The 22,598-nt window shown below is 38.9% G+C and carries 24 protein-coding genes and 1 pseudogene; 9 read left to right on the top strand and 16 right to left on the bottom strand.

The annotated features are described in order from the left end of the window. Positions 1-32 precede the first annotated feature (32 nt). From GZA11_RS10260 to GZA11_RS10250, 3 genes are read right to left on the bottom strand one after another with little or no spacing between them, the layout of a single operon-like run. The gene (locus GZA11_RS10260) at positions 33-743 is read right to left on the bottom strand and encodes a phosphoadenylyl-sulfate reductase (protein ID WP_163183715.1); all 711 of its coding nucleotides are present in this window, start codon (positions 741-743) and stop codon (positions 33-35) included. Between the two features lie 3 nt (positions 744-746). Beyond that, entirely contained in the window at positions 747-1,295 is a 549-nt protein-coding gene (locus GZA11_RS10255; protein ID WP_163183713.1) for a histidine phosphatase family protein, read from the bottom strand. Next, positions 1,280-2,047: a phosphosulfolactate synthase gene (locus GZA11_RS10250; RefSeq protein WP_163183711.1), complete on the bottom strand. Its 768-nt coding sequence runs from the start codon at positions 2,045-2,047 to the stop codon at positions 1,280-1,282. The genes GZA11_RS10255 and GZA11_RS10250 overlap by 16 nt, the downstream gene beginning before the upstream one ends. A gap of 185 nt (positions 2,048-2,232) precedes the next feature. On the opposite strand from GZA11_RS10250, the gene GZA11_RS10245 reads away from it, so the two are divergent. The 3 genes from GZA11_RS10245 to GZA11_RS10235 all read left to right on the top strand — a co-directional run bounded on the left by GZA11_RS10245 (position 2,233) and on the right by GZA11_RS10235 (position 4,701). Continuing rightward, on the top strand, positions 2,233-3,459 hold the full coding sequence (locus tag GZA11_RS10245) for an MFS transporter (RefSeq protein WP_235212214.1): 1,227 nt from the start codon (positions 2,233-2,235) through the stop codon (positions 3,457-3,459). A 51-nt stretch (positions 3,460-3,510) separates the two neighbouring features. Beyond that, a complete protein-coding gene (locus GZA11_RS10240) occupies positions 3,511-3,798 on the top strand; it encodes a hypothetical protein (protein ID WP_038541424.1) in 288 nt (95 codons plus the stop codon). Between the two features lie 138 nt (positions 3,799-3,936). After that, positions 3,937-4,701, top strand: a complete 765-nt coding sequence (locus GZA11_RS10235; RefSeq protein ID WP_038541421.1) for a sulfite exporter TauE/SafE family protein — start codon at positions 3,937-3,939, stop codon at positions 4,699-4,701. 195 nt (positions 4,702-4,896) lie between these two features. Here the strand turns inward: GZA11_RS10235 and GZA11_RS10230 are convergent, their stop codons facing one another. From GZA11_RS10230 to GZA11_RS10215, 4 genes are read right to left on the bottom strand one after another with little or no spacing between them, the layout of a single operon-like run. Then, the gene (locus GZA11_RS10230) at positions 4,897-5,991 is read right to left on the bottom strand and encodes a GerAB/ArcD/ProY family transporter (protein ID WP_038541418.1); all 1,095 of its coding nucleotides are present in this window, start codon (positions 5,989-5,991) and stop codon (positions 4,897-4,899) included. Further along, positions 5,988-6,212, bottom strand: coding sequence for a hypothetical protein (locus GZA11_RS10225; RefSeq protein WP_038541415.1), 225 nt, complete (start codon positions 6,210-6,212; stop codon positions 5,988-5,990). Before GZA11_RS10225 ends, GZA11_RS10230 begins: the two co-directional genes overlap by 4 nt. Positions 6,213-6,216: 4 nt before the next feature. After that, entirely contained in the window at positions 6,217-7,476 is a 1,260-nt protein-coding gene (locus tag GZA11_RS10220) for a Ger(x)C family spore germination protein (RefSeq protein ID WP_163183709.1), read from the bottom strand. Beyond that, a complete protein-coding gene (locus GZA11_RS10215; protein ID WP_163183707.1) occupies positions 7,365-8,924 on the bottom strand; it encodes a spore germination protein in 1,560 nt (519 codons plus the stop codon). Before GZA11_RS10215 ends, GZA11_RS10220 begins: the two co-directional genes overlap by 112 nt. A 167-nt stretch (positions 8,925-9,091) precedes the next feature. Between GZA11_RS10215 and GZA11_RS10210 the strand changes: the two genes are divergently transcribed. Then, on the top strand, positions 9,092-9,364 hold the full coding sequence (locus GZA11_RS10210) for a YqhV family protein (protein ID WP_163183705.1): 273 nt from the start codon (positions 9,092-9,094) through the stop codon (positions 9,362-9,364). A gap of 180 nt (positions 9,365-9,544) precedes the next feature. After that, positions 9,545-10,057: a DUF3231 family protein gene (locus tag GZA11_RS10205; RefSeq protein ID WP_163183703.1), complete on the top strand. Its 513-nt coding sequence runs from the start codon at positions 9,545-9,547 to the stop codon at positions 10,055-10,057. Between the two features lie 185 nt (positions 10,058-10,242). Here GZA11_RS10205 and GZA11_RS10200 read toward each other — a convergent pair whose 3' ends face one another. Together GZA11_RS10200 and GZA11_RS10195 are read right to left on the bottom strand one after the other, a co-directional pair. After that, a complete protein-coding gene (locus GZA11_RS10200; RefSeq protein ID WP_163183702.1) occupies positions 10,243-10,596 on the bottom strand; it encodes a hypothetical protein in 354 nt (117 codons plus the stop codon). A gap of 87 nt (positions 10,597-10,683) precedes the next feature. Next, positions 10,684-11,664, bottom strand: a complete 981-nt coding sequence (locus GZA11_RS10195) for an NAD(P)H-dependent flavin oxidoreductase (protein ID WP_163183700.1) — start codon at positions 11,662-11,664, stop codon at positions 10,684-10,686. A 532-nt stretch (positions 11,665-12,196) separates the two neighbouring features. Between GZA11_RS10195 and GZA11_RS10190 the strand changes: the two genes are divergently transcribed. Continuing rightward, positions 12,197-12,505 (top strand): DUF4257 domain-containing protein, encoded by a 309-nt coding sequence (locus GZA11_RS10190; protein WP_163183698.1) that lies wholly within the window; start codon positions 12,197-12,199, stop codon positions 12,503-12,505. 101 nt (positions 12,506-12,606) lie between these two features. Here GZA11_RS10190 and GZA11_RS10185 read toward each other — a convergent pair whose 3' ends face one another. Both GZA11_RS10185 and GZA11_RS10180 read right to left on the bottom strand, forming a co-directional pair. Continuing rightward, entirely contained in the window at positions 12,607-13,647 is a 1,041-nt protein-coding gene (locus tag GZA11_RS10185; protein ID WP_163183696.1) for an electron transfer flavoprotein subunit alpha/FixB family protein, read from the bottom strand. After that, positions 13,648-14,475, bottom strand: coding sequence for an electron transfer flavoprotein subunit beta/FixA family protein (locus GZA11_RS10180; RefSeq protein WP_163183694.1), 828 nt, complete (start codon positions 14,473-14,475; stop codon positions 13,648-13,650). A gap of 247 nt (positions 14,476-14,722) precedes the next feature. Here GZA11_RS10180 and GZA11_RS10175 point away from each other — a divergent pair, with 247 nt between their 5' ends. Further along, positions 14,723-14,920, top strand: a complete 198-nt coding sequence (locus GZA11_RS10175; RefSeq protein WP_038541387.1) for a hypothetical protein — start codon at positions 14,723-14,725, stop codon at positions 14,918-14,920. Between the two features lie 70 nt (positions 14,921-14,990). Beyond that, positions 14,991-15,161 (top strand): hypothetical protein, encoded by a 171-nt coding sequence (locus GZA11_RS16500; protein ID WP_200878207.1) that lies wholly within the window; start codon positions 14,991-14,993, stop codon positions 15,159-15,161. 212 nt (positions 15,162-15,373) lie between these two features. Here GZA11_RS16500 and GZA11_RS10170 read toward each other — a convergent pair whose 3' ends face one another. Beyond that, positions 15,374-15,556 carry a Fur-regulated basic protein FbpA gene (locus GZA11_RS10170; RefSeq protein WP_163183692.1) on the bottom strand — a complete coding sequence of 61 codons (183 nt, stop codon included), beginning with the start codon at positions 15,554-15,556 and terminating at the stop codon, positions 15,374-15,376. Between the two features lie 468 nt (positions 15,557-16,024). Between GZA11_RS10170 and katG the strand changes: the two genes are divergently transcribed. Then, on the top strand, positions 16,025-18,241 hold the full coding sequence (gene katG, locus GZA11_RS10165) for a catalase/peroxidase HPI (RefSeq protein WP_163183690.1): 2,217 nt from the start codon (positions 16,025-16,027) through the stop codon (positions 18,239-18,241). 98 nt (positions 18,242-18,339) lie between these two features. Here the strand turns inward: katG and GZA11_RS10160 are convergent, their stop codons facing one another. From GZA11_RS10160 to GZA11_RS10145, 4 genes and pseudogenes are all read right to left on the bottom strand, one after another. Continuing rightward, on the bottom strand, positions 18,340-18,765 hold the full coding sequence (locus GZA11_RS10160) for a hypothetical protein (protein ID WP_163183688.1): 426 nt from the start codon (positions 18,763-18,765) through the stop codon (positions 18,340-18,342). Between the two features lie 62 nt (positions 18,766-18,827). Continuing rightward, a complete protein-coding gene (locus tag GZA11_RS10155) occupies positions 18,828-20,072 on the bottom strand; it encodes a replicative DNA helicase (protein ID WP_163183686.1) in 1,245 nt (414 codons plus the stop codon). After that, positions 20,069-21,064, bottom strand: a complete 996-nt coding sequence (locus GZA11_RS10150; RefSeq protein WP_235212146.1) for a DnaD domain protein — start codon at positions 21,062-21,064, stop codon at positions 20,069-20,071. Before GZA11_RS10150 ends, GZA11_RS10155 begins: the two co-directional genes overlap by 4 nt. Before the next feature lie 376 nt (positions 21,065-21,440). Further along, positions 21,441-22,314: pseudogene (locus GZA11_RS10145) on the bottom strand (DMT family transporter). Positions 22,315-22,598: the final 284 nt, after the last annotated feature.

The raw sequence follows: 22,598 nt of genomic DNA, 5'->3' as shown, positions 1-22,598 counted from the left end.
TTGCTTCTCCTCCTCAAAAATGAAACGACTCTCTATGTTAGATGGATCCCGCATTCGGTTTTATTATGGCCTGCCCATCTGCCGGCCCGTTGGTTTCCAGGCTCTGATACAGGTGAGGTGCAAGGTGCACAGCCAATACTTGGGTACCCGTTATCATGCAAAGGATTGTATGGAAGTTGATTCAAATCTATATAGGTTAAAACATCCTCCCATGTCCAATGGATCAGTGGACAAATTTTGATCTTATGAAATTTTTCATCTTTATTTATATATTGGGTATTCATTCGGGTGGGCGATTGTTCCCTTCGTAATCCGGAGATCCATGCAAGTGAATTCCTTAATGCTTGCTGTAATGGTACGATCTTCCTCAAATAACAGCATACATTCGGATCACGAAGCCATAACTTTTCCCCATATGTTTTCGCTTGCTCCTCCAATGACATGGTTGGTTTAATAAGGGAAATTTCTAAAGAAGGGTAGCGTTTTTTCACTTTTTCAATTAATTCGTATGTTTCAGGAAAATGGAGACCTGTATCGAGGAAAATAATCTTCGCTTTTTTGTTAATCTTATAAATGAGATCGATTAACACGATCCCTTCTGCTCCAAAACTACATGCATACACAATGTCATCCTTGTATTCCTTATAGGCCCATTTTAAAATATCGAGATAATCCCGATGTTCCTTTAAAATTTCAGCGATCTTTACGTCACTCCAATTTTCATACGTCAGTTTGTCACTCACGTTTCACCCCTCCGATCTAATGGTTATTTCTGGTAAAATCTTACATGTATTATTTGGGACGACCACTTTGTTCATATGATTGACATGACCATGTTCTGCATAAGAGAGCATCGCCCGAATCCAGGAACCATGACCAAAAATTAATACCTTTTTATAACTTCGATACTTTTGTAAAAATGCAACTAATCTTTCTTCCAGTTGTAAAATACTCTCTCCAAGCAAGAGTGCTTTTGGATTTTCAATCCATGTTTCTCCATAAGTTTCCATTAATTTCTCCCGAGGTTTACCTTCGAAGGGGCCAAAATCTAATTCATCTAACAAGGGATCAATTTCTGGTTCAAATTCGTAGAGTCTTGCCGTCTGTTGGGTTCGTTTTAAGCTGCTTGCTAATACAAGATCAAATGGCATTTGCTGTCTTAATATAGACAAATTACGGTTCATTCCTTTTCTCCATTCCTCGGTAATCGGGGCAATCGAGATATCCCTTCTCCCTTGAAGGATTTGATTTTTATTCCATTCTGTGGGCAGGTGCCGAATCATAGTAAGTTGCATTCATGCTCCTCCAAATAAAAGGTCTCACTTCTTAATCCACAACGTTGTGCCTCTAGCATTAATACATCGTTTATTTTTACATTACCTAAATTTACATTCGGACCAATTTCCTTGATAAAGTACATTTGGTACTTAGGAGTTGGAGCTTCAAATATGATTTTCTTCGGATCAATATTTTTTATTAATTCATGTATTAACTCACATCGAACTGTACCGCATTCTTCATAAATACCGGATGTTCCCGAATCCCTTCCTTCTGTAATCACATACTCACAGCCAGCTTCCAAAAGGAGCTGGATTTCTTCTATCCACTCGGAAATCCTCATTTCTTTCCTACAATCTTTTGAACCAACTTCAGCAATTACATGAAACGACTTTTTTAATTGTGAAATCAATTCAATCCTTGTTTGTAAGGGAATATCCAAAGTACCGTTCGAAACCTCGATCCATTCGATCCCGAGATCATGCAAATAATGGATATATTCGCTCATTTTATTTTGGTAGTAGCATTTTTCAAATAACGTCCCACCACAATAAGGTTTTATCTCATGCTCTTTATAGAGGTTTATTTTTGTTCTGAAGTTGGGTGTCACATATGCAGAACCAATACCGATTTTTGCGATATCAATAATGGTATGATAATCGGCTAATATATTCCTCAATTCTCCCATGGGAGTTCCGAAATCAGCGATACATGTTAAGCCATATACTCGATTTCCGGTCGTCCTTTTGGGCAAGCTTAAAAAATCCATAGGGAAAATACCTCCTTTTTTCTAGGATAGATTATTCAACTAATGGGTGAATGTGTAGATAAAAGGACCTTCTCCATCGAAATTAGGCGTTTGCCTTGTATAAATCTATCATCCAATTCAAACAATAAAATAGCTTATATTTTCAGTTAGGGGTGTCATCAGTGCCAAAGCAAAAACACAAAGGCATGACCATCTTTGCCATCAGTTCGATTCCGCTTATTTTAGTATTAGGAAATTCCATGCTCATACCGATTTTGCCAAAAATGAAATCAGTCCTTCATATAAGCCAATTGAAAGTCAGCTTGGTGATTTCCGCTTTTTCCATTGCAGCTGCAATTTCAATACCGATTCTTGGTTATTTATCTGACCGGTTTTCCCGAAAAGCGGTGATCATACCTGCTCTGATTTTATATGGCAGTGGAGGACTTTTAGCAGGCGTAGCAGCGGCTTGGTTTTCCAATGCTTATGTATGGATTATGGTAGGAAGAATTATGCAAGGGATTGGGGCTGCTGGTACTGCACCCATTGCCATGGCATTAACCGGTGATTTATTTAAGGGCGGAGAGCAAAGTAAAGTGTTAGGCTTGGTCGAGGCATCCAATGGAATCGGAAAAGTAATTAGCCCCCTTATTGGGGCTTTATTTGCCTTATTGTTTTGGTATGTCGCCTTTTTTGCCTTCCCTATCTTTTGTTTCTTATCGGTCTTATTGACTATTTTTTTTATTAAAGAAAAGAAAACGAAAAAAGAACCCCCTTCCTTCGGTACATATGTAAAAGGATTGGCATCTGTATTTAAAACAGAAGGGCGATGGCTATTTGCTGCCTATTTAACAGGAGCGATTTGTCTTTTTACTTTATTTGGGATCTTGTTTTACATCTCTGATATCCTTGAAAAACGATATCAGATTGATGGGGTTTTAAAAGGAGGAATCTTAGCTATTCCTCTGTTATTCATGACCACGACTTCCTATTTTACAGGGGCGAAGATCGGCAAAAGAATGAAACGAATGAAATCACTTATCATTTTGGGGTTACTGTTAATGACAGTTTCGTTTGCATCCTTGATTTTCTTTCAAAAGCTTGTTCCCTTTTTTACCGTATTAGCAGTGAGCAGTATTGGTACCGGCCTTGTGCTGCCATGTATCAATAGCTTTATTTCCGGTTCAGTCCCAACTGACAAAAGAGGCTTCGTGACATCACTATATGGGTCGGTACGCTTTCTCGGAGTCGCAATAGGGCCTCCAATTTTCAGTAAATTAATGGAATGGTCCCGTACTGGGATGTTTTTAACAACAGCAGGATTAACATTCATTTGCGCCCTCCTTTGCATGTTTCTTATTCGAGTGGCCAAGAAAGAATCCTCAAAAGAAAAAGAAAAGGATACCTTATTTGAGAAGCTTCAATTTACTTAATAAACTCGCTTACTTATGAACTGGATCTGAACGGAAAGGAGGCAATCAAAGGTGCAAATATTTTTCTCACCAGAAGTGATTACCCCCCAATTTCAAGTGCTAAATGTGGTGGATTCCAAAAATAAAGCAGTAGGGAATGTGGCCTTTTTATTTGAAGAAAAAAAGTTATATGTTTTTGGAATTTTAGAAGAAGAAGGGGTTGGGGCTGATTTTAAAGATTTAGTCACTCCGTATGTGAAAGGATTAGCTAAAGCAAAACCAGACGTAGAAATCTTCTCTTGCTTATATATCGGCTGTAAAAAAATTAAACTAAATGATGAGGAAGAAGAAGAAAAATAACGGAATAGAGAGCGGCTCATGAAATGGGAGGGCCCTCTCTTTTTTTATTCTTTTAGAAAATGGGCTAACAAGGCACTTACCTACTTCATATTTTAGTGATGTATATAAAGATCAAAATAACTGAGGTGTGTGTGCCTAATGAGTATCGGCATCATCATAATGGGGCTCTTAATCGGTTTTATGGTTGGATTGACAGGTGTTGGCGGTGCAGCCATGCTTACACCAATTTTAATTTTATTGGGGATAAATCCTTCCATTGCAGTAGGAACAGATCTTTTTTATAACTCGATTACAAAGCTTTTTGGTTCCATCCAACATTACCGGCAAAAAACCATTGATTTAAAGCTAGTCAAATATTTAGCGATCGGAAGTATTCCAAGCGCCATTTTCGCCGTTGGCATGCTCCATCTTTTTGACACCTATTTTCATAACCAAGAGCAAATCATTAAACATGCGCTAGGCTATGTGCTCATATTAGTGGCTATTGCTACTTTAATAAAAACATTTATGAAGAAAAAGATGGAATGGAATAGATGGCAATTAATCCCTCTAAAAGAGAAGCGAATGTTAACGATCACGATTGGTGCCATCTTAGGCTTTATTGTTGGAATGACTTCCATTGGGTCTGGTTCCTTATTTGCCCTAGTCATGCTTTATCTTTACCGAATGAGTCCTTCACAGCTGGTAGGAACAGATATCGCTCATGCCTTTCTACTAGTAACTGCTGCTGGTTTGATGCATGCCGGAATCGGAAATGTTGATTACTTATTAACGATCAACCTATTATTGGGATCTATTCCCGGTGTTCTTTTTGGAAGTACACTATCTTCTAAACTCCCTGCGAAGCCATTAAGAACCGTAATGGCCTTAATGATCTTATTTAGTGGGATTAAACTCATTTAGCTGCTAGGTGTTTTCATTTTACTCCCCCCAAGATGAAGGTCCCTTCATCAACGATAAGGGGGCTGTCTAAAAAGTCCATTTAAGAGAAAAATGAACCCAAATTAAAAACCCAAGAATGTTGATTTAACAGCATTCTTGGGTTTTGCTTTTATAAAGATTTCGGCTGAAATACCACTTTCCGGACAGCCCCCTCCTTTAATTCGATTCATTGGATAATCCTTTCCTTTTTGCTGACTTTTTTACAATAATAAACAAGATGAGAATCATGAATTCCAATATCAATCCAAGGGAACACCAAGTTTCAAATGAAAAATGGAGATGTTCCATACTGTTTTTAAATAAAAGAACGGAAAGATACCCAAGAATAAAAGATATCGGAAATAAAAATTTATTTGTGTTCGATTTGTAATAAATGCTTAAACAATGATTGAATGCATAAAACAAAAATGCAATTTTTGTGATAATGGTGGGAAGCCAAATAGCAACAATAAATAAATCTAGTCGATCAAGAAAATCCGTTAGATGGATTTGTTGAAAAAGGATATAAGCAGGATACGTTGCTTCCGTCACAATTTTTGTTCCTAGTACTAGGATTTGAAAAACTAAAACAAGAAAAAAAAGGAAAAATCCAAGAGTTGTTCCTTGAATGACGGCCCTTCGTGCTGCTTTTATCGGATTGACATTCCCTATAATAAGAAGAAATAACAGAAATTCTCCCAACCATGAAAAACCAATGAAAGAAGACTGTAGAAGTGCCTTGATCACACTGAAATTAGGAAGTGGTAAAAGATTGCCCACTTCCGATTCATTTATTAACAGAAAAGGAATGATTAAGGTCACGATCGTTAAGAGAAAGAAGTGGATCCCATTGATCCTAGCAATCACTTCAAGCCCTGACATAGCAATATAGACAATTACTAGGATGGAGAGGATCATCAATATATCAATTGGAGTGTTGGGTAATAGAACCGAAGAGATAAAATCGATCATCGCCCGTAAATCACGTAAAAGAATAAGAAATACAAATAGGAGAAAAAGGAAGACAAACCCTTTTTCTAAAAGTCTCCCTTGTTTTCCAATAGCAAATAAATTCTTGTATTCATCTTTTGATGTTTTTCCGAAAATCAGAAAAATCATTAGTAAAAAAATAGGATATAAGATGATGGGAACAAGCCATGCATTTTGTCCCCCTACTTGGATAATGATCTGAGGCAAAGTGATAACAGAGCTACTTAGGATAAAATTAGCTACTAAAACAATCAACTGAAAATTTGAAATTTTTTGTGTCATATTTTCACAACCAATCTCGTTATTCTTCCAAACGTATTACCCAAAAAAGAGGTAATCCCATTTAAAAACATATTTTGCATGGCTAGAACTGAAACAGCAATGGCCAAGGCAAGAACAAGAATGACCCATTTTCGTTCTTTCTTATCGATCATTTTGGCTTTCCAAATAATGATGGCATAAATGGCTAGTGCTATCCAAACGAAAATTACACCTATGGTCATATCATCATTCCTTCTTCCATTCCCCCGAATTTGTCGTTCTTTGAATATCTGCATCTACATCGACTGATACATCTACATGGGGTAGTCTCTGTTCCCAATCATTCTTCCATTGTTCCTGCCATTTTTGGTGACGCGTCTTGTAGAGGTGCCAACCAAAACCAACAATGTCAGCCCCCTTTGAATGAGAGTGTTTGATCACGGACTGAATATTCCGTTTGATTTCTTGTTCCATTTTCCTTTTCACCAATTGATAGGTTTTCGGATCTTCAATTCGAAGATTGGCCTCATTTTCAATGAGGATCCCTGTTACCCTCACTTTTAAATGGAACGAAGGATAGGCACCATTCCCCGTGAACTGAGGTTTCACTTGATTTTCCAAAATATTAATCGTCATTTCATTATCTTTTGACACTGAAAAGGTAAAAGATTTCTTTTTCATTTTTTCTAATAACCACAAAATACCTTGTGTTTCCTCGATATTCGTAATAAAAGACACCTTATCCCCCTTGAAGACTGCAAATTTCTCTATTTCTAATTCTTTTCCTTTCTTGTCCTCTTTTATTAATCCTGTCACATTAACGAATGGGATGACCGGATCCTTTCCAGGCCGGTCCAAATCTATAAGTGTATCCTTAACCGTTTTGTTGGCCATTGCCTTTGCCATTTCACGAAGGGCTTCCCCTGAATACTGTTCCATTCTGGGTTGTGCTTTTAATACTTGAATGGCATCCCCTTTGGAAATAAGGAGCAGAGTAGATAATCTAGACTCCGGCTGAATAACGACAGCCCTTAATGACTTTGAAATTCCTTCCTTAGCCAAATCCTCCCCAATGACTAAAACTCTTCGATGGGCAAAGTATAATTTTCTTGATAATCGAAGTTGTACATCTTCCATACTTTCTCTTATGTTTTTTCCTGTTCCTTGTGCAATAAGCACCGGGCCTTCTCCACTGGTTCCACCGCCACCGCCGCTAGAACCTGCTCCTCCCATGGAACTTGGCAGAGGAACTTGTACCGTATATCGATATTTTTTGTTTCCCGCTTTATCTATACCAGATGTCACAACAAAAGCATTGTCATTAATTTCTGTGCGATCCCAACATCCTGTTAGACATACAACAATGCTTATAAGGCATATAATCAGTATTTTCTTTATGATGGATCCCCTCCTTCCCCCATCTTTGGAGGCGATGGCATTAAATGATCGACTTGTCTTTGCTGATCTTCTTTCACAAATTGATCCGGTCTTCGGTTCATTGCCCACCAAGGTACACGTATAAGGACATCTTTTAAGGATTTAAATGATATAGGTGCCAACGGCCAAAAATACGGAATCCCAAATGACCGTAATTTACATAAATGTGTTAAGATAAGAAGAAATCCCAATATGACGCCATAAAATCCAAACATCGCGCCTAAAATCATTAATGGGAAACGTAGCATACGAACGGAAATCGACATATTAAATCTTGGGATCGTAAAAGAGGCGATTCCCGTAATAGACACAATAATAACGGTTGGTGCCGAAACGATACCGGCCTCCACCGCAGCTGTCCCTATGACAAGAGCTCCAAGAATTCCCACTGCCTGTCCAACTACCTGTGGAAGCCGAACCCCCGCTTCGCGCAAAGCCTCAAACGAAACTTCCATGATTAATGCCTCTACAAACATAGGAAACGGAATGGCTTCCCTACTTGCTGCTATGCTAAATAGCAAGGAAGTAGGAATCATTTCCTGATGATATGTCGTGACAGCCACGTAAATACCAGGTAAGGTAAGGGCAATAAATAAGAAAAAAACTCGAAGCAATCTTAAAAAAACTGAAATGTGGTAACGTCCATAATAATCCTCGCTTGATTGAAAAAACTGCCAGAAGGTCGCCGGCATGATTAAGACAAAGGGGGTTCCATCAACGATAATGGCAACTCTCCCCTCAAGGAGGTTAGCTGCAACCGTATCCGGTCGCTCCGTATTTTGAATTTGAGGAAACATACTCCAAGGACTATCCTCAATAAACTCCTCAATATATCCACTTTCTAATATACTGTCAGTTTTAATCCGATCTAGTCTTGATAATACTTCTTTCACTAATTCGGGGGCTGCCAGGCCTTCCACATATAAAATGGCAATTTGTGTTTTCGTTTCTTCACCAATATCTCTTGCTAAAATTTTCAAGCGATTCGAACGGATTTTATGACGAACTAAAGCCGTATTGGTTCTAATCCGTTCCGTAAATCCTTCTCTCGGCCCTCTTACGACCGATTCCGTTGTCGGCTCAGAGACCGTCCTCCTGTCTCCTCCCTTTGCATCAAAAATAATGGCCGTTGATACCCCATCCACTAACAAAACGGTATTTCCTTTTAACACATTACTGACCACTTCATCGAGTTCGGTCGTTTCATCAATCGAGCTAATGGAAATCATTTTTTCTTTAAGTATTTCCGCTGTTACCCGCTCGCCCTGTAATTCATCTAATAATTGGCGAAGACCATTTAACTCAACCGCTAATGTATTGATAAAACCATCGACAAACAGCAAATAGGCCTTCTTTCTTCCCGCAAGAAAAGGACGAAAGACGATATCTGAACAGTCTTTAAATAACTCTTTCAAAATTTCAATATTTTCCATAATATTTGGTTCAACATTTTTATTTGTTTCATCACTAGCCAATGCCTGATTTTTAGTCGATTTCTTCCTCAACAATTTTTTCATGGAAACAACCTCGGAAAGAATATTTTTTATAATTTAACCCACAATTTGAAAATTATCCCTTTTTAAGACAGTAGAAGCAAAACCAAAGTTTGAACTTAAAAAAACTTGTCCTTCTATGAAGCTCCATCTCATACAATGTGTAATAACGATTTTTTTTGGAGGTACAAATGTTTATTTTTATTGAAAAAGCGGTATTAGGTATGGCCTTATTACGAATTTTATCAGGGGGTATTGAAATTTTTGCAGCGTTTTTAATGATTAAATTCCATACAGTGGAAAAAGCATTAATCATTAATAGTTCCCTCGCCTTTGTCGGTCCCACGGTATTGGTTATAACGACTACCATTGGTGTACTTGGTTTGTCTGGCGATCTTTCCTTAATGAAAATTTTTTGGATTTTTCTAGGAGTTAGCAGTATTTTAATTGGGGTAAAATGGTAATTTGATTTGTTGATGGAGAGAACGAAACGCTTATTGCTTTTTTCAAGCAATGAGCGTTTTTTTGTATTCCCTTTAAAAGGGATATTTAATTTTTAACGTCCTAATAAAACTAACGTTGTGCTTAAAAGAAAGGTGGCACGAATGATGAACAAAATTGCAAACACTGTCAGGAGGTTAACGATGGGAATTTTAAGTGGAAATCCTAAAGAAGAACCTTTACATTATGGAGAGGTCTTTCATATATGGTCATCCAATTTAATTAGAAACGGTAAAATCGCCGCTTATCAAACCATGTTGAATCATGCGGGGGACGAGGATTTAAAAAAATTGTTAAAAGAAGCGATTGAATTAGCACAACAAGAAAAGAAAGAAATCGAAGCATTATTAAAAGAAAATGGAGTTGGATTGCCCCCTGCATCCCCAGAACCACCGGAAGCATGTTTGGAAGAAATTCCAGTCGGGGCTAGAATCCCTGACCCGGCTATTGCAGCCACCCTCTCAGCGGATATTGCTGCAGGATTAGTAACTTGCAGCCAAATCATCGGACAGTCCATTCGAGAAGACGTTGCCATGATGTATGGACAATTCCATATCCAAAAAGCGCAGTTAGGCGCAAAAGTCCTTCGCTTAAATAAAGAAAAAGGTTGGCTCATTCCACCGTCACTACATCTTCATAAAAATCATGAGTGTTAACGATAAACAAGGGGCTGTCTAAAAAGTCCATTTAAGAGAAAAATGAACCCAAATTAAAAACCCAAGAATGTTGATTTAACAGCATTCTTGGGTTTTGCTTTTATAAAGATTTCGGCTGAAATACCACTTTCCGGACAGCCCCTTCCAGTGTCATTACCTATTTAAACGAAAACCGCACCGAAACGTTATTCATTTTTGTGAAATAAAACTAGCTGGCTCCTTAATGCATGAAACCTGGCTGTAAGTAGAAATAATTCATCATAGTGATTGTTTACATACTCATCAATGATATAGAAACCCTTTGTAAAATGATCTACCAAATAATATGTGTACTTGCCATCCCAATCATATTCATTCACTCTTTTCAATTCATCAGCAATGATGGAAAACTTAAAGTCTTCGATGATAAGTTTGATTTGAAACCATTTGTCTTTATCAAGGTAAAGGTTATTTGGATTTTCATACGTTTTTTGGACAAAATCGATCAAACCCCGAATTTGTTCAGCGAGCATCATTGCCTTTTGCCTTTCATAAATCATGACTTTCTCTCCCTAATGAACATTTATAAAAAGAGTGTATGATTGGAATTTTACTTCTATCACGTTGAATTTCGATTAAATCAATCTTCAGCCATTGATGGTTGGTCGTTTTTCTTGTAATAATCGCTCTTTCGCTTCCATATATTCTAAATAAAGTTTCTCTACAAAGTCTCCTGCCCCGGTAATTTTATGAATAACACCGATTCCTTGACCACAGCCCCAAATATCCTTCCACACCTTGGTCTGGGCATCCCCTTTAAAACTCATTTTGGAAGGATCACTTTCAGCGAGATGATCAGGATCTAACCCTGCTGCTCGAATGGACGGGGCCAAATAGTTTCCATGCACACCCGTAAATAAGTTGGTATAAACAATATCATCAGACGTCGAGTCAACAATTGTCTGTTTATACTCCTCTTTTGCATTGGCTTCATGTGTAGCAATAAACGGGGAACCGATATACGCAAAATCAGCCCCCATCGCTTGGGCTGCAAGGATGGCCCCACCTGTAGCAATAGAGCCGGATAAAGCGAGCGGACCGTCAAACCATTGACGGATTTCTTGAATCAATGCGAACGGACTCTTTGTCCCTGCATGACCGCCAGCTCCGGCCGCAACTGCAATTAACCCATCGGCTCCTTTCGATATGGCCTTATGGGCGAACGTATTATTAATGACATCATGAAAAACAATTCCACCATAACTATGGATCTCATCATTTACATCTTCGCGTGCTCCCAAAGAGGTAATGATGATGGGAACTTTATATTTTTTACATAGTTCTACATCCTGTTCAAGGCGATCATTGGATTTATGGACGATTTGATTGATCGCAAATGGGGCAGCCGGCCGCTCCGGATTTTTTTCATTGTACGCGGTCAATTCCTCAGTGATTTCGGCTAACCATTCATCAAGCAAGGAAGCAGGTCTGGCATTTAGTGCCGGCATCGATCCAACAATCCCCGCTTTACATTGAGCAATGACAAGTTTCGGATTACTAATAATAAACATCGGTGCACCAATGACCGGGAGACGCAAACCTTTTAGAATAGATGATATTTTTGACATATGTGTATATATTCCCCCATTCGAAAAATAGAAAATGCCACAACTTTTTTTAAAATAATAGTTTTAAATCCTTCTATTTGACTCCATCTTACCATATATTTATTTGAAATTTCAAAATTATTATAACTGTATTGCTGTTTTATGAACCTTCCTATTTTAATACAAAAATACTACTCTTTCATTTCCATTCAAGAATGAGATTCCCTATGCAGTAAAGGATGAATCATCAAAATGATCAAATTGACAAGTTTGGAAAAAAAGTATAATTTTAATCAAAATCTCCCTTAAATCCTATGTTCCATCAACAACAGGCGTCTCAAAACTCCCAAAAATAAGCATTAAATGAAGCCAAGCTATTCTTCCTTTCATAAAAAAATGTTGGGAAAATTTTCTCATGGTAAAAATTAAAATTCATATTCTTTTGAATTTTGAAAATACTTTTATCATCAAAATTTTCCAATTTTGATATAATGGTAATACACCAAGATTTACCTTAGGTCAAAAATACAGGCTTAAGGAGTGTGAGAAACAAGTGGTAGATGACATTATTTTCTCTGTTGTAATTGGTGGAACTGTAGGCATTGTTGGACATGTTCGGAAACATGGCAAATTGATTATGCCTCGTCGAACAAAAAAGTTTTTGTATCTCGGTTTCCTCGAAGAATGGCTTCTAGGTGCCATTGCTGCTCTTCTTCTCGTATTGTATACCTCTCCTCGTTCTTATGTAGAAACGATCATCCTCTCTTTCATTGCCGGAATTGCTGGTGATGCCACTCTTTCAGGTTACCAACTCTTCAAGCAGAGCCATGAAGAATCGCACTCAAAATCCAATAATGAATAAGCCCCTTGAATCAAAAATCGTAATCCTCTCCTCAAATCCCCCTATAAAATAGAATAAATAATTAGCCAAGAGCGGAAATCCCTCTTGGCCCCTGTTTTTAATTAAAAAGTTGAACCACTTTTTTGACTCACCTTTTCTCTTCCTAATTCCTTTTTAAACTGTTCGATCAAAAGTGGGATAATTTCTAAGGCATCACCAACGATTCCATAATGACAGTTTTGAAATATAGGGGCTTCTTTGTCCTTATTAATCGCAATAATTAATCCGGAATTTTTCATCCCGACGATATGTTGAATGGCGCCAGAAATACCAATCGCAAAATAGATTTTTGGTGTTACCGTTACGCCGGTTTGCCCCACTTGGTGAGCATGATCAATCCAACCTGCTTCCACGACATCCCTGCTGGCACCAACTGCTCCACCGAGAGTTTCGGCTAATTGGTGGATGAGCTGAAATCCCTCATAGCTTCCCATTCCTTTTCCGCCAGCGACAATGATATCCGCTTCATCGATTCTTACTTTCTTTACCGTTTCCTTCACAATTTCCAACACTTTTGTCCGAATCTCTTCTTCATGTAAGGATATCGTTTCTTCCACCACTTTTCCTGTTCTTCCTGGCACCGGGTCAAGCGCCTTCATGACTTTGGCTCGTACGGTCGCCATTTGAGGTCGGTATTTTTTACATAAAATAGTTGCCATAATATTTCCACCAAATGCCGGTCGACTCGCCAATAATAACCCTGTTTCCTCCTCCACATCGAGCTCTGTCGTATCTGCTGTCAAACCTGTCGGCAAATCCGTAGCTACTGCACTTGCCAGGTCTTTACCGGTTGACGTGGCACCGAAGAGAATAATTTCTGGTTTATATTTTTCCGTACATTCTAATAGTGCCTTCATGAAAGGTTCCGTCCGATAATGTTTAAAGATTGGTTGATCATATACATATACAGTGTCTGCACCATATTCAAACACGGTTTTTGTTAAAGGCTTAACATTTTCCCCGATCAAAATTCCCGCCAATTCCACTCCCCGTTTGTCAGCCAATTTCCTCCCCGCTCCTAAAAGCTCAAGGGAAACGGGGGCAACTACTCCGTCCTTTTGTTCGATGAAAACCCAAACACCTTTATAATCTTGTAAATTCACTTACCTTTCCCCCTTTTGTTCGAACAGTTCTTTCTTTTCAAGAATAATAGAGAGTAATTGTTCCACTTGCTCCGTTGGGCTTCCTTCTATAAATGTCCCTCCTGTTGGTTTCGGCGGAGCCCATACTTTGGAGACGATCGTTGGGGACCCTTTTAAACCAAGCTGTTTCACATCGACTCCTTCCAAATCATCGACAGACCAAATATGCGGCTTATATCTAGCGGCTCTGATCATGTTTGGAAGGGGTGAGTATGGTACTTCGTTAATCGTTTTTTCAACAGAAAACAAACATGGCAAAGTGGAACGGACGACTTCATATCCGTCCTCTAACTTGCGGTGGACGATGGCATAACCTTCCTCTTTATTAATTTCCACTACTTTGTTCACTGAAGTTAATGGTGGGATATCAAGTCTTCTTGCGATTCCCGGCCCAACTTGACCTGTATCTCCATCAATAGACATTTTTCCGCAGATGATCAGATCGACGGGCTTTGTTTTAGCGATTTTTTCAATCGCTTTTGTCACCGCATAACTTGTTGCCAATGTATCGGCTCCTGCAAATCGACGGTCGGTGATTAAATACCCTTCATCCGCGCCAATTTCAATACATTTTTTTATGGCACTGACGGCAGGAGGTGGACCCATTGTCACAACAGAAACAGTCCCTCCATATCTTTTCTTTAATCGAACCGCTTCTTCCACCGCATGGGCATCATATGGATTTAAAATGGCTGGAGCCGTCCGGCGGTCCATCGTATTTGTTTTCGGATTCAACTTAATAATTTTCGTATCAGGCACTTGCTTAATACACGCTACAATATGCAGCATGGAATCCCTCCCTTGATCAATCACATCATTCTTTCTTTTATTCTAGAAGCTTTCTATTCATTCATCAGTCATTGATAGCCCGTTACCACTACTATATTAATCGTCTCCCTCTCACATTCGAGTTTTCTGATAAGTTTAAAAGTAATGTTTTAAAAAAATATACGCCCTCGGAAATATTTAATTTTTACAAAATTCTGATAATGATATATGATAGGAATAATAATATAAAGGCGGGAGATGAGTGAGCATGAGCAAGAACAATAAGGTGGTTAGTTTACAAAAGTATAAAAAAGCGAAAGAAAAGAAGAAAAATCGATTCCTATTAATACCACTCTATCTAACTATTATTCTTGCCATATATGCTTCGTTTTATCTTTATGTGGCACCGTTTGCCAATAAGGATGTAAAAACAGTGACGGAAACTAATTTGTATTTATATAAATAGTCAATTTAGGATGTTTCTCCTTATCGGTGTTCATAATAAACATGAATCCTGATAAGAGAGGAGGATCGAAATGCAAAAGAGACAGCAAACAAATAAGACGTTAAGCGCAAATTCGATTATGCAACCAGACTTTGCGGGTACCGATGCCCAAAAAGTGAAACAGGAAATTCAACATGATGTCAGTGCTGGACAAGGTGCGATCACTTCCCGAGAAGCAGGAGCACTTAGGAAAAATGATTGATTGAAAGAAGGAAATACTTTGATTTAATTGGGGTTTAATCATTTAGGTGGCAATCATTTGGCTAGCAAGGCTATGTAGATGTGAACCCGCCAGCCAGTCTTTTGCCACCAATCTTATTTGGAGAAAAGGATCATATAGGAAGGCAAATAAAGGATTTGCACCAGTGATGAGGCCGTACCAAATGGGAATTCTTTTTCCTATCCATCCTTTTATTATACAAATTGAATGGATCCATACTCCCCATGAGGATGTATTTGTGATCGATATCTTCTATATTCATTTTTTAATTTTGAAAGAGACATCTCATAAAGTTTTTGATCATCTTTGTCGTATACATTTAAGAAAATAAGTTTATTAATTAGTTTTTGTCGCTTTTTATCATCACTTCTTCTCATCCCGAAACACCTCTTTCACGATTCGTTCGAACAATTGAATAAGATTAATTGCATTATAAACCTTAAATTCCTATCTGTAAAGTATGAATTGAAAGTCTATTCCATTCTTTTGAAAAATTCCACACAAATAATAACTATTCAAGCAGATTAGTTTTGTTTATATAGTTCGCTTCTCCTTCCTATTTACCCTATTACTTCAGCCTAGGCATATCATTTGCTATACCTCCTTCAATAGCTTTATAATAAATGTCAGAAAATTATTTATTTACAAAAAGTAACATTTAATTTTCTTCCTTTCGTACCCCTTTTTCACCATCAAGTAGACGAAAACCCGCATGAATTAGTTGTTGCAATTCATCATTTTCTTCCAAGTGCACTCATAAATAATTAATATCATGCTAGTTTTTATGTAAAAAACTAGATGAATCACCTATTGACCTTAATTTCATAGAAGGAGTGATAAGATTAATGGATTTGAAGAACAATCATTCAAACGAAAAATGTCCATTTCACGGTAGTGCCACAAAGGCCAAATCAAGTGGTACGACCAATCGGGACTGGTGGCCAAATGCCTTAAACTTAAATATTCTTCATCAACATGATCGAAAATCAAATCCGATGGGAGAAGACTTTGATTATGCGGAGGAATTTCAAAAGTTAGACTATGAAGCCCTGAAGCAAGATCTTCGTAAACTTATGACCGATAGTCAAGATTGGTGGCCAGCGGACTATGGGCATTACGGTCCTTTGTTTATTCGCATGTCGTGGCACGCTGCCGGTACATACCGTATTGGTGATGGACGAGGTGGCGGCGGCACAGGCAACCAGCGTTTTGCCCCGCTCAATAGCTGGCCGGACAATGCCAGTCTTGATAAAGCAAGAAGACTCCTATGGCCGATTAAGCAAAAGTATGGCAATAAAATCTCATGGGCAGACTTGCTGCTTTTGGCAGGGAATGTAGCGATTGAATCGATGGGTGGCCCAACCATCGGTTTCGGTGCTGGACGCCCAGACATTTGGCACCCGGAAGAAGATATTTATTGGGGATCCGAAACAACATGGCTTGGTGATAATCGGTACACAGGCGATCAAGAGCTTGAAAATCCATTGGCAGCGGTCCAAATGGGACTGATCTATGTAAACCCAGAAGGTCCAAATGGTAAACCAGACCCTATTGCGGCAGCAAGAGACATTCGTGAAACATTTGCACGGATGGGGATGAATGATGAAGAAACCGTGGCCCTTATAGCCGGAGGTCATACTTTCGGTAAGGCCCATGGTGCTGGAGATCCTTCCCATGTCGGTCCGGAACCGGAGGCGGCACCTATTGAAGCCCAAGGATTAGGGTGGCTGAGCACGTACGGTTCAGGCAAAGGCCGTGACACAATTACAAGTGGGATTGAAGGGGCTTGGACCGCCAACCCAACAAAGTGGGATAATGGATATTTTGAGCTGTTGTTTGGATATGAATGGTGGTTAACAAAGAGCCCTGCTGGAGCATGGCAGTGGATGATCGTAGACCCGGCTGAGGAGCATCTGGCACCCGATCCAGAAGATCCATCCATTAAAGTACCAACCATGATGACCACTGCCGATATGGCCTTGCGTCATGATCCAGTATACGAAAAGATTGCCCGCCGTTACTATGAGAATCCGCAGGAGTTTGCCGATGCCTTTGCCCGTGCTTGGTTTAAACTATTACACCGTGATATGGGACCTAAAACGAGATATTTGGGTCCAGAAGTGCCAGAAGAAGATTTCATTTGGCAAGATCCTGTACCAGCAGGAAATTATGATTTAACAGAAGATGATATTGCTCTCATAAAAGCCAAAATCTTAGACTCAGGGCTTACTGTTAGCAGGTTGGTAACTACGGCTTGGGCATCTGCTAGCACCTACCGTGGATCCGATCATCGCGGAGGAGCCACTGGCGCCCGCATTCGACTTGCTCCACAGAAGGATTGGGAAGTGAATGAGCCCGAACAATTGGCTCAAGTCCTTCAAGTATTGGAAAACATCCAAAAAGAACTGGATGTGGAAGTCAGTTTGGCTGATTTGATTGTCCTGGGTGGTTGTGCTGCCATTGAAAAAGCCTCAAGAGATGCTGGCTTTGATGTAACGGTTCCTTTTGCCCCAGGACGAGGTGATGCCACGCTCGAACAAACCGATGTCGAAAGCTTTAACGTGCTGGAGCCTGTGGCGGACGGTTTCCGAAACTATTTAAAGAAATCCTATAGTGTAAGTCCAGAAGAGTTACTCGTTGATAAAGCTCAACTGTTAGGCCTTACAGCACCAGAAATGACCGTTCTAATTGGCGGTATGCGTGTTCTAGGTACAAACTTTGGAGGAACGAAGCATGGCGTATTTACGGATCGCGTCGGTCAACTCACGAATGACTTCTTTGTCAACCTTCTCGATATGAGCGTGGAATGGAAACCAGTCGGCGAAAACGTCTATGAAGGACGTGATCGCAAAACAGGAAAAGTCGTACGTACAGCAACGAGAGTGGATCTTGTGTTTGGATCCAACTCTGTTCTACGCGCCATTGCCGAAGTTTATGCTCAAGATGATAACAAGGAGAAATTTGTGAACGACTTTATCTCTGCTTGGGTTAAGGTCATGAATGCCGACCGATTCGATCTAAAAGCCATTGACCGTAAGAAAGCGCAATTAACAAGAAAATAAGGGACGAAGTAACCGCCGGTTCAATTACGGCGGTTACAATTTTATCGAAGGAAGGATGAAAAAACGCAAATTGACTTGTAACCATCCTTTCCCCCTTCTCACCAGTCTCGACGGAAATACCCCGCTATCGCCGGAAATCGCTCAAATTCTTTTCTCATTTCCCGAAACGAAATCACCTCATTTCCTCTTTCTATTTGAAAATCAAGTGGATATTCGTGACAGTTCAATGGAGCTTGTTGAAAGGTGTTGGTAAAAAATTCGATTGCCTCTTCTTTGTTGGCTGCAAAGATAAAGACAAAATCCTTCTTGTTCACCTTCAAGGAGTAGATCCCTATCTTATGAAGCCCCAACACATTTTTTCGAATCAATTCCTCTATTTTTTGCCGATCCATTTGATTGAAATGGATGTTGGATATATCGTCGTGTAATGAAATTTTCTTCTCCATAAGCAAATAATAAAGGCAATGAGCCAAAGTGGAGACTCCAGATTGTAAACATTCCTCGTACAACTCACTCACCAACATACCGAAACACCTCGTAATTGTTATTGCTTCCAACTATGTATTGCCTTTTCCAGCTAGACGCTCTATTCCTTTAAATTGTCAATCGCACCTGTATGCTCATTGTAATTCACTGCAATGGTACCCACTGGGCCATTTCGGTTTTTCGCCACGATAATCTCAAGAGAGCGATTCTGAGTTTCCTTGTCATAATACGCTTCACGATATAAGAACAATATGACATCTGCATCCTGTTCCACACTGCCCGATTCCCGAATATCTGACATCAACGGCCGTTTATTCGCTCGCGATTCTACCGAACGATTCAGTTGTGCTAAACAGATCACAGGGCATTCAAAATCTTTTGCCATTATTTTGAGAGATTTCGATATTTCGGTTACTTGTAAATGGGAATTCCCTCCATAAAATTGGCCCGATGGGATCAGTGTTAAGTAATCGATAAAAATGATCGGTTTCTTGGATGGATATTGATGCATCATTTTTCGTATTTTCGCTCTCATTTCCGGGATCGTTTGCCCAGCCCCATCAAAAATTTGTATATTGGTTTCATTGAGATCGGCAATCACTTCTGACCATTTCTTCTTCTGTTTGGGTGTAAGCATTTTTTTCGGATCCCGCATTTTTATCCGGTTAAATCCTCCCGTTGAAGCTATTAATCTGGATGTGATCAGCCCCACAGGCATTTCCAGGGAAAATACGAGTGGCAAATACCCTGCCCATCCCGACATTTTGGCGAAATGAAGCATCACATCCGTTTTTCCCATTGATGGTCTTGCTGCCAGAATCGTTACTTCCCCTTTCTGAAAGCCTCCTGTTACTTCGTCCAATTTTTTAATACCTGTGGTCACACTTGTCTGTGGCTTCCGGTCCTCCCAAGGTGCTTCATACATTTTGGCTAACGATTGTGTTAAAGGGGTATGATCCTCCATCTTCGACTGGTTAATTTTATCCAATTCGGCAATCACCTTCGCAATCTCCCAATCATTCATGGCAGCAACCGTCAAAATGTTCCGTTTCTCCCGTTCCTTCCATTGTTCAAGAATGAGCTTCTCCGTTTTGTCGATATTTTCTATATCTGCATACGATTGGAGCTCTACAAGATAAGACATCCCTCCATATGTTTCAAGATCAGGTAAAGTGGTCAACGTAAGCAAATCAATATTTTTACCAGATTGGTTGAATTCCAGAAACCGACGCATTAATTCTTGATGGCGCGTACTTTCAAGCTGTTCGGGTCGAACCACGGTATCTTTGAGTAAATACTCCGCCTTCATCAAGCTTCCTAGGAACGTTTTTTCAACGATACTCATGATTCTTCACCTGCTGTGAGATCAAGTGTAAATTCATTTGGAATCACTCTTCCGCCAGAAAAAGAATGGGCTTTCCCCCGAGCTTTATGTTCAAACTGTGGGTACTCTTCAGACGAATCCACTTCTTCTACTGTCAATAAAGATTTATTTTCCCAGTTTTTGAGAATCCCAACAATATACCCTAGATTTCGCTTGTTGTTTGCACATGCAATATGCATCGCTTTTAAAATCATTTCTTTTGGCTGTAAAAAGCTTGAATCATCTAACCACGACAACAGCTGTTGTTTCGCATATATGTTTGAAATTCCAAATCCATTTGCATCCCAAAACTCAATAATTTCTTTTACCTCTTCTGACTGTTGGAATACCGATAAAGATGGCTCTAAGTTTGAATAACTCTGTACATCTGGATATATGTTTTGTTGTTGTTTTTGTTTTTCTTTTTTATTTTCTTTTTCTTTTTGTTTTTGCCCACGTATCGTATGACGAGTCACAAACGTATCGTCAATCATTTCTTCTTCTGTTCTGTTTGGTTTTTTGTCAACGGGATCAGAAGTCAAATTCATTTCTTGTTCGTAAAAAGATTCATAGAGATTTCGAATTTCTTGTTTAGGGATCGATGCTGAAACATAAAGGATAAGGGAAAGGTCCTCGACGTCTTTTAATTCGGATAAAATACAATCCATGATTGGCTTTCCGCCTTTCTGCAAGTTATCTCTTCCCCAATTTTTAATGGCGAGCTCTCTTGTTTCTGGATTGTATCGAATCAATTGATGATGGTTTGTGAATCGTTCCATTAATGCATTTACACTCTCCATCGAATATCCTAAATCAAAAGCCATCTGTTTTTTCGTTATACGATAGATGCCAATTTGAGTCGTATATGGATTTGTTAAAAGATACAGATAAAAATATTTATCCTCAGGCGTCATCTCTTCCAAAACAATCGGATTCTTCCAAAACTCTGTACGCACCATTCGATACCTTGCCATGTTCAACCACTATCCTTTCTCTAAAAATACTTTTCAACTCTTATATAGGTAGAAAGATAGAAAAAGGACAGGGGGAATGGTGAAAATTTTGTGACAAAATATAAATCTCCAAATTCAATTGTCCAATAAACAATGCGTGTTAGGAAAAGCCGGGAATATTCACCTACAGAGGTTGGGGAGGGTTAAGCGTTCATATGTTTCAATAGGTAGCAAAACGGAATAAACAAAAAACGGGGCTGTCTAAAAAGTCCATTTAAGAGAAAAATGAACCCAAATTAAAAACCCAAGAATGTTGATTTAACAGCATTCTTGGGTTTTGCTTTTATAAAGATTTCGGCTGAAATACCACTTTCCGGATAGCCCCTCTTTTCATTACTTAAATATTTTTTAGTTTTTGAGGAAAGCGAATGAATTGATTTTCACTCACAAAAGTTGAGCCTAATAGTAATCCCCCACCTATCATTTGAACAAACGTCATATGTTCTTGCAAGATGATCGCCGAAATAAGGATGGCTACAAAAGGGTCGATATAACTTAACATGGCAATGTTTTGTCCTTTTAACTTTTCCATTCCAGAGAAGAATAACCAAAAGCCAACACCAGTATTTACAACGCCCAAAATGAAAATGTAAGGAATCGAAGTTGGAGAAACTTCGAATATTCCAAAACCTTCCGTAACAAAAACATATGGCATGAGAAGCAAAGCAGTTAATCCAAGTTGAATAATGGTAAGCTCCAGTTTTCCGATCCCTTTAATAAATTTATTTAACAATAGTAAGCAAGCATAAAAAGCTGCCGCTATTAAACCATAAGAAAAGCCAAGGATATCGTTTGTACGAGATGCGCTTATCCCTTCTGCAACGATTAGGACGAGGCCAGTAATCGCAACAAAAATACAAATCACTTTTTTCATAGAAAGTGATTCTTTAAGTATCCAAGGAGAAAGTAACATAACCATTACTGGTGCAAAGTGTCGCATTTGCAATTGTTGTATAATCGTAGGATTTATAAAGAAAAACCCAATTCCCACCTAACGCAATAGCTGAAAAAACTAAAATCAAAGCATTAGATTTCACTAAATGCCACACTATTTTTTTCTTCATCATAAAAAGGATACAGGTTAAAAATAAGCACCCTATGAAACTGCTAAGTAAAGCTCTTTCGCTCGAAGAAAGGTCAATGAAACGAACAACTAAACCAATTGCCCCAAAAATGACCATTGATAAGATAAACTGAACTTTTGATTTCATTGTTTACTCCTTCGAATCTGCGAAACAGCTTACATTTCGCAGATTCTTACTCTATTTTTATTTTAAGTTTTTTTAAAGGAGTAAACGGTGGTGGCGGTGATGTAGAAAATGCTTTCCAATTGTAAGGATTTGAATTTAATAATGGCATGAAATTTCCCCCTTATTTTTTGGTAATTTAAGTATACCAAATACAATATTTATTGACGCACTCACATGATTATTCTTCTTTTATTTATTAAAGTTAGGTAATCAAACTATTAGGCGAGACGGTGGAAGAGGTGTAG

The organism is Neobacillus sedimentimangrovi (assembly GCF_010614825.1).
GTDB lineage: Bacteria > Bacillota > Bacilli > Bacillales > Cytobacillaceae > Neobacillus > Neobacillus thermocopriae.
Note: the sequence above shows the minus strand (reverse complement) of the source record. Positions and strands in the feature narration are given on the sequence as shown.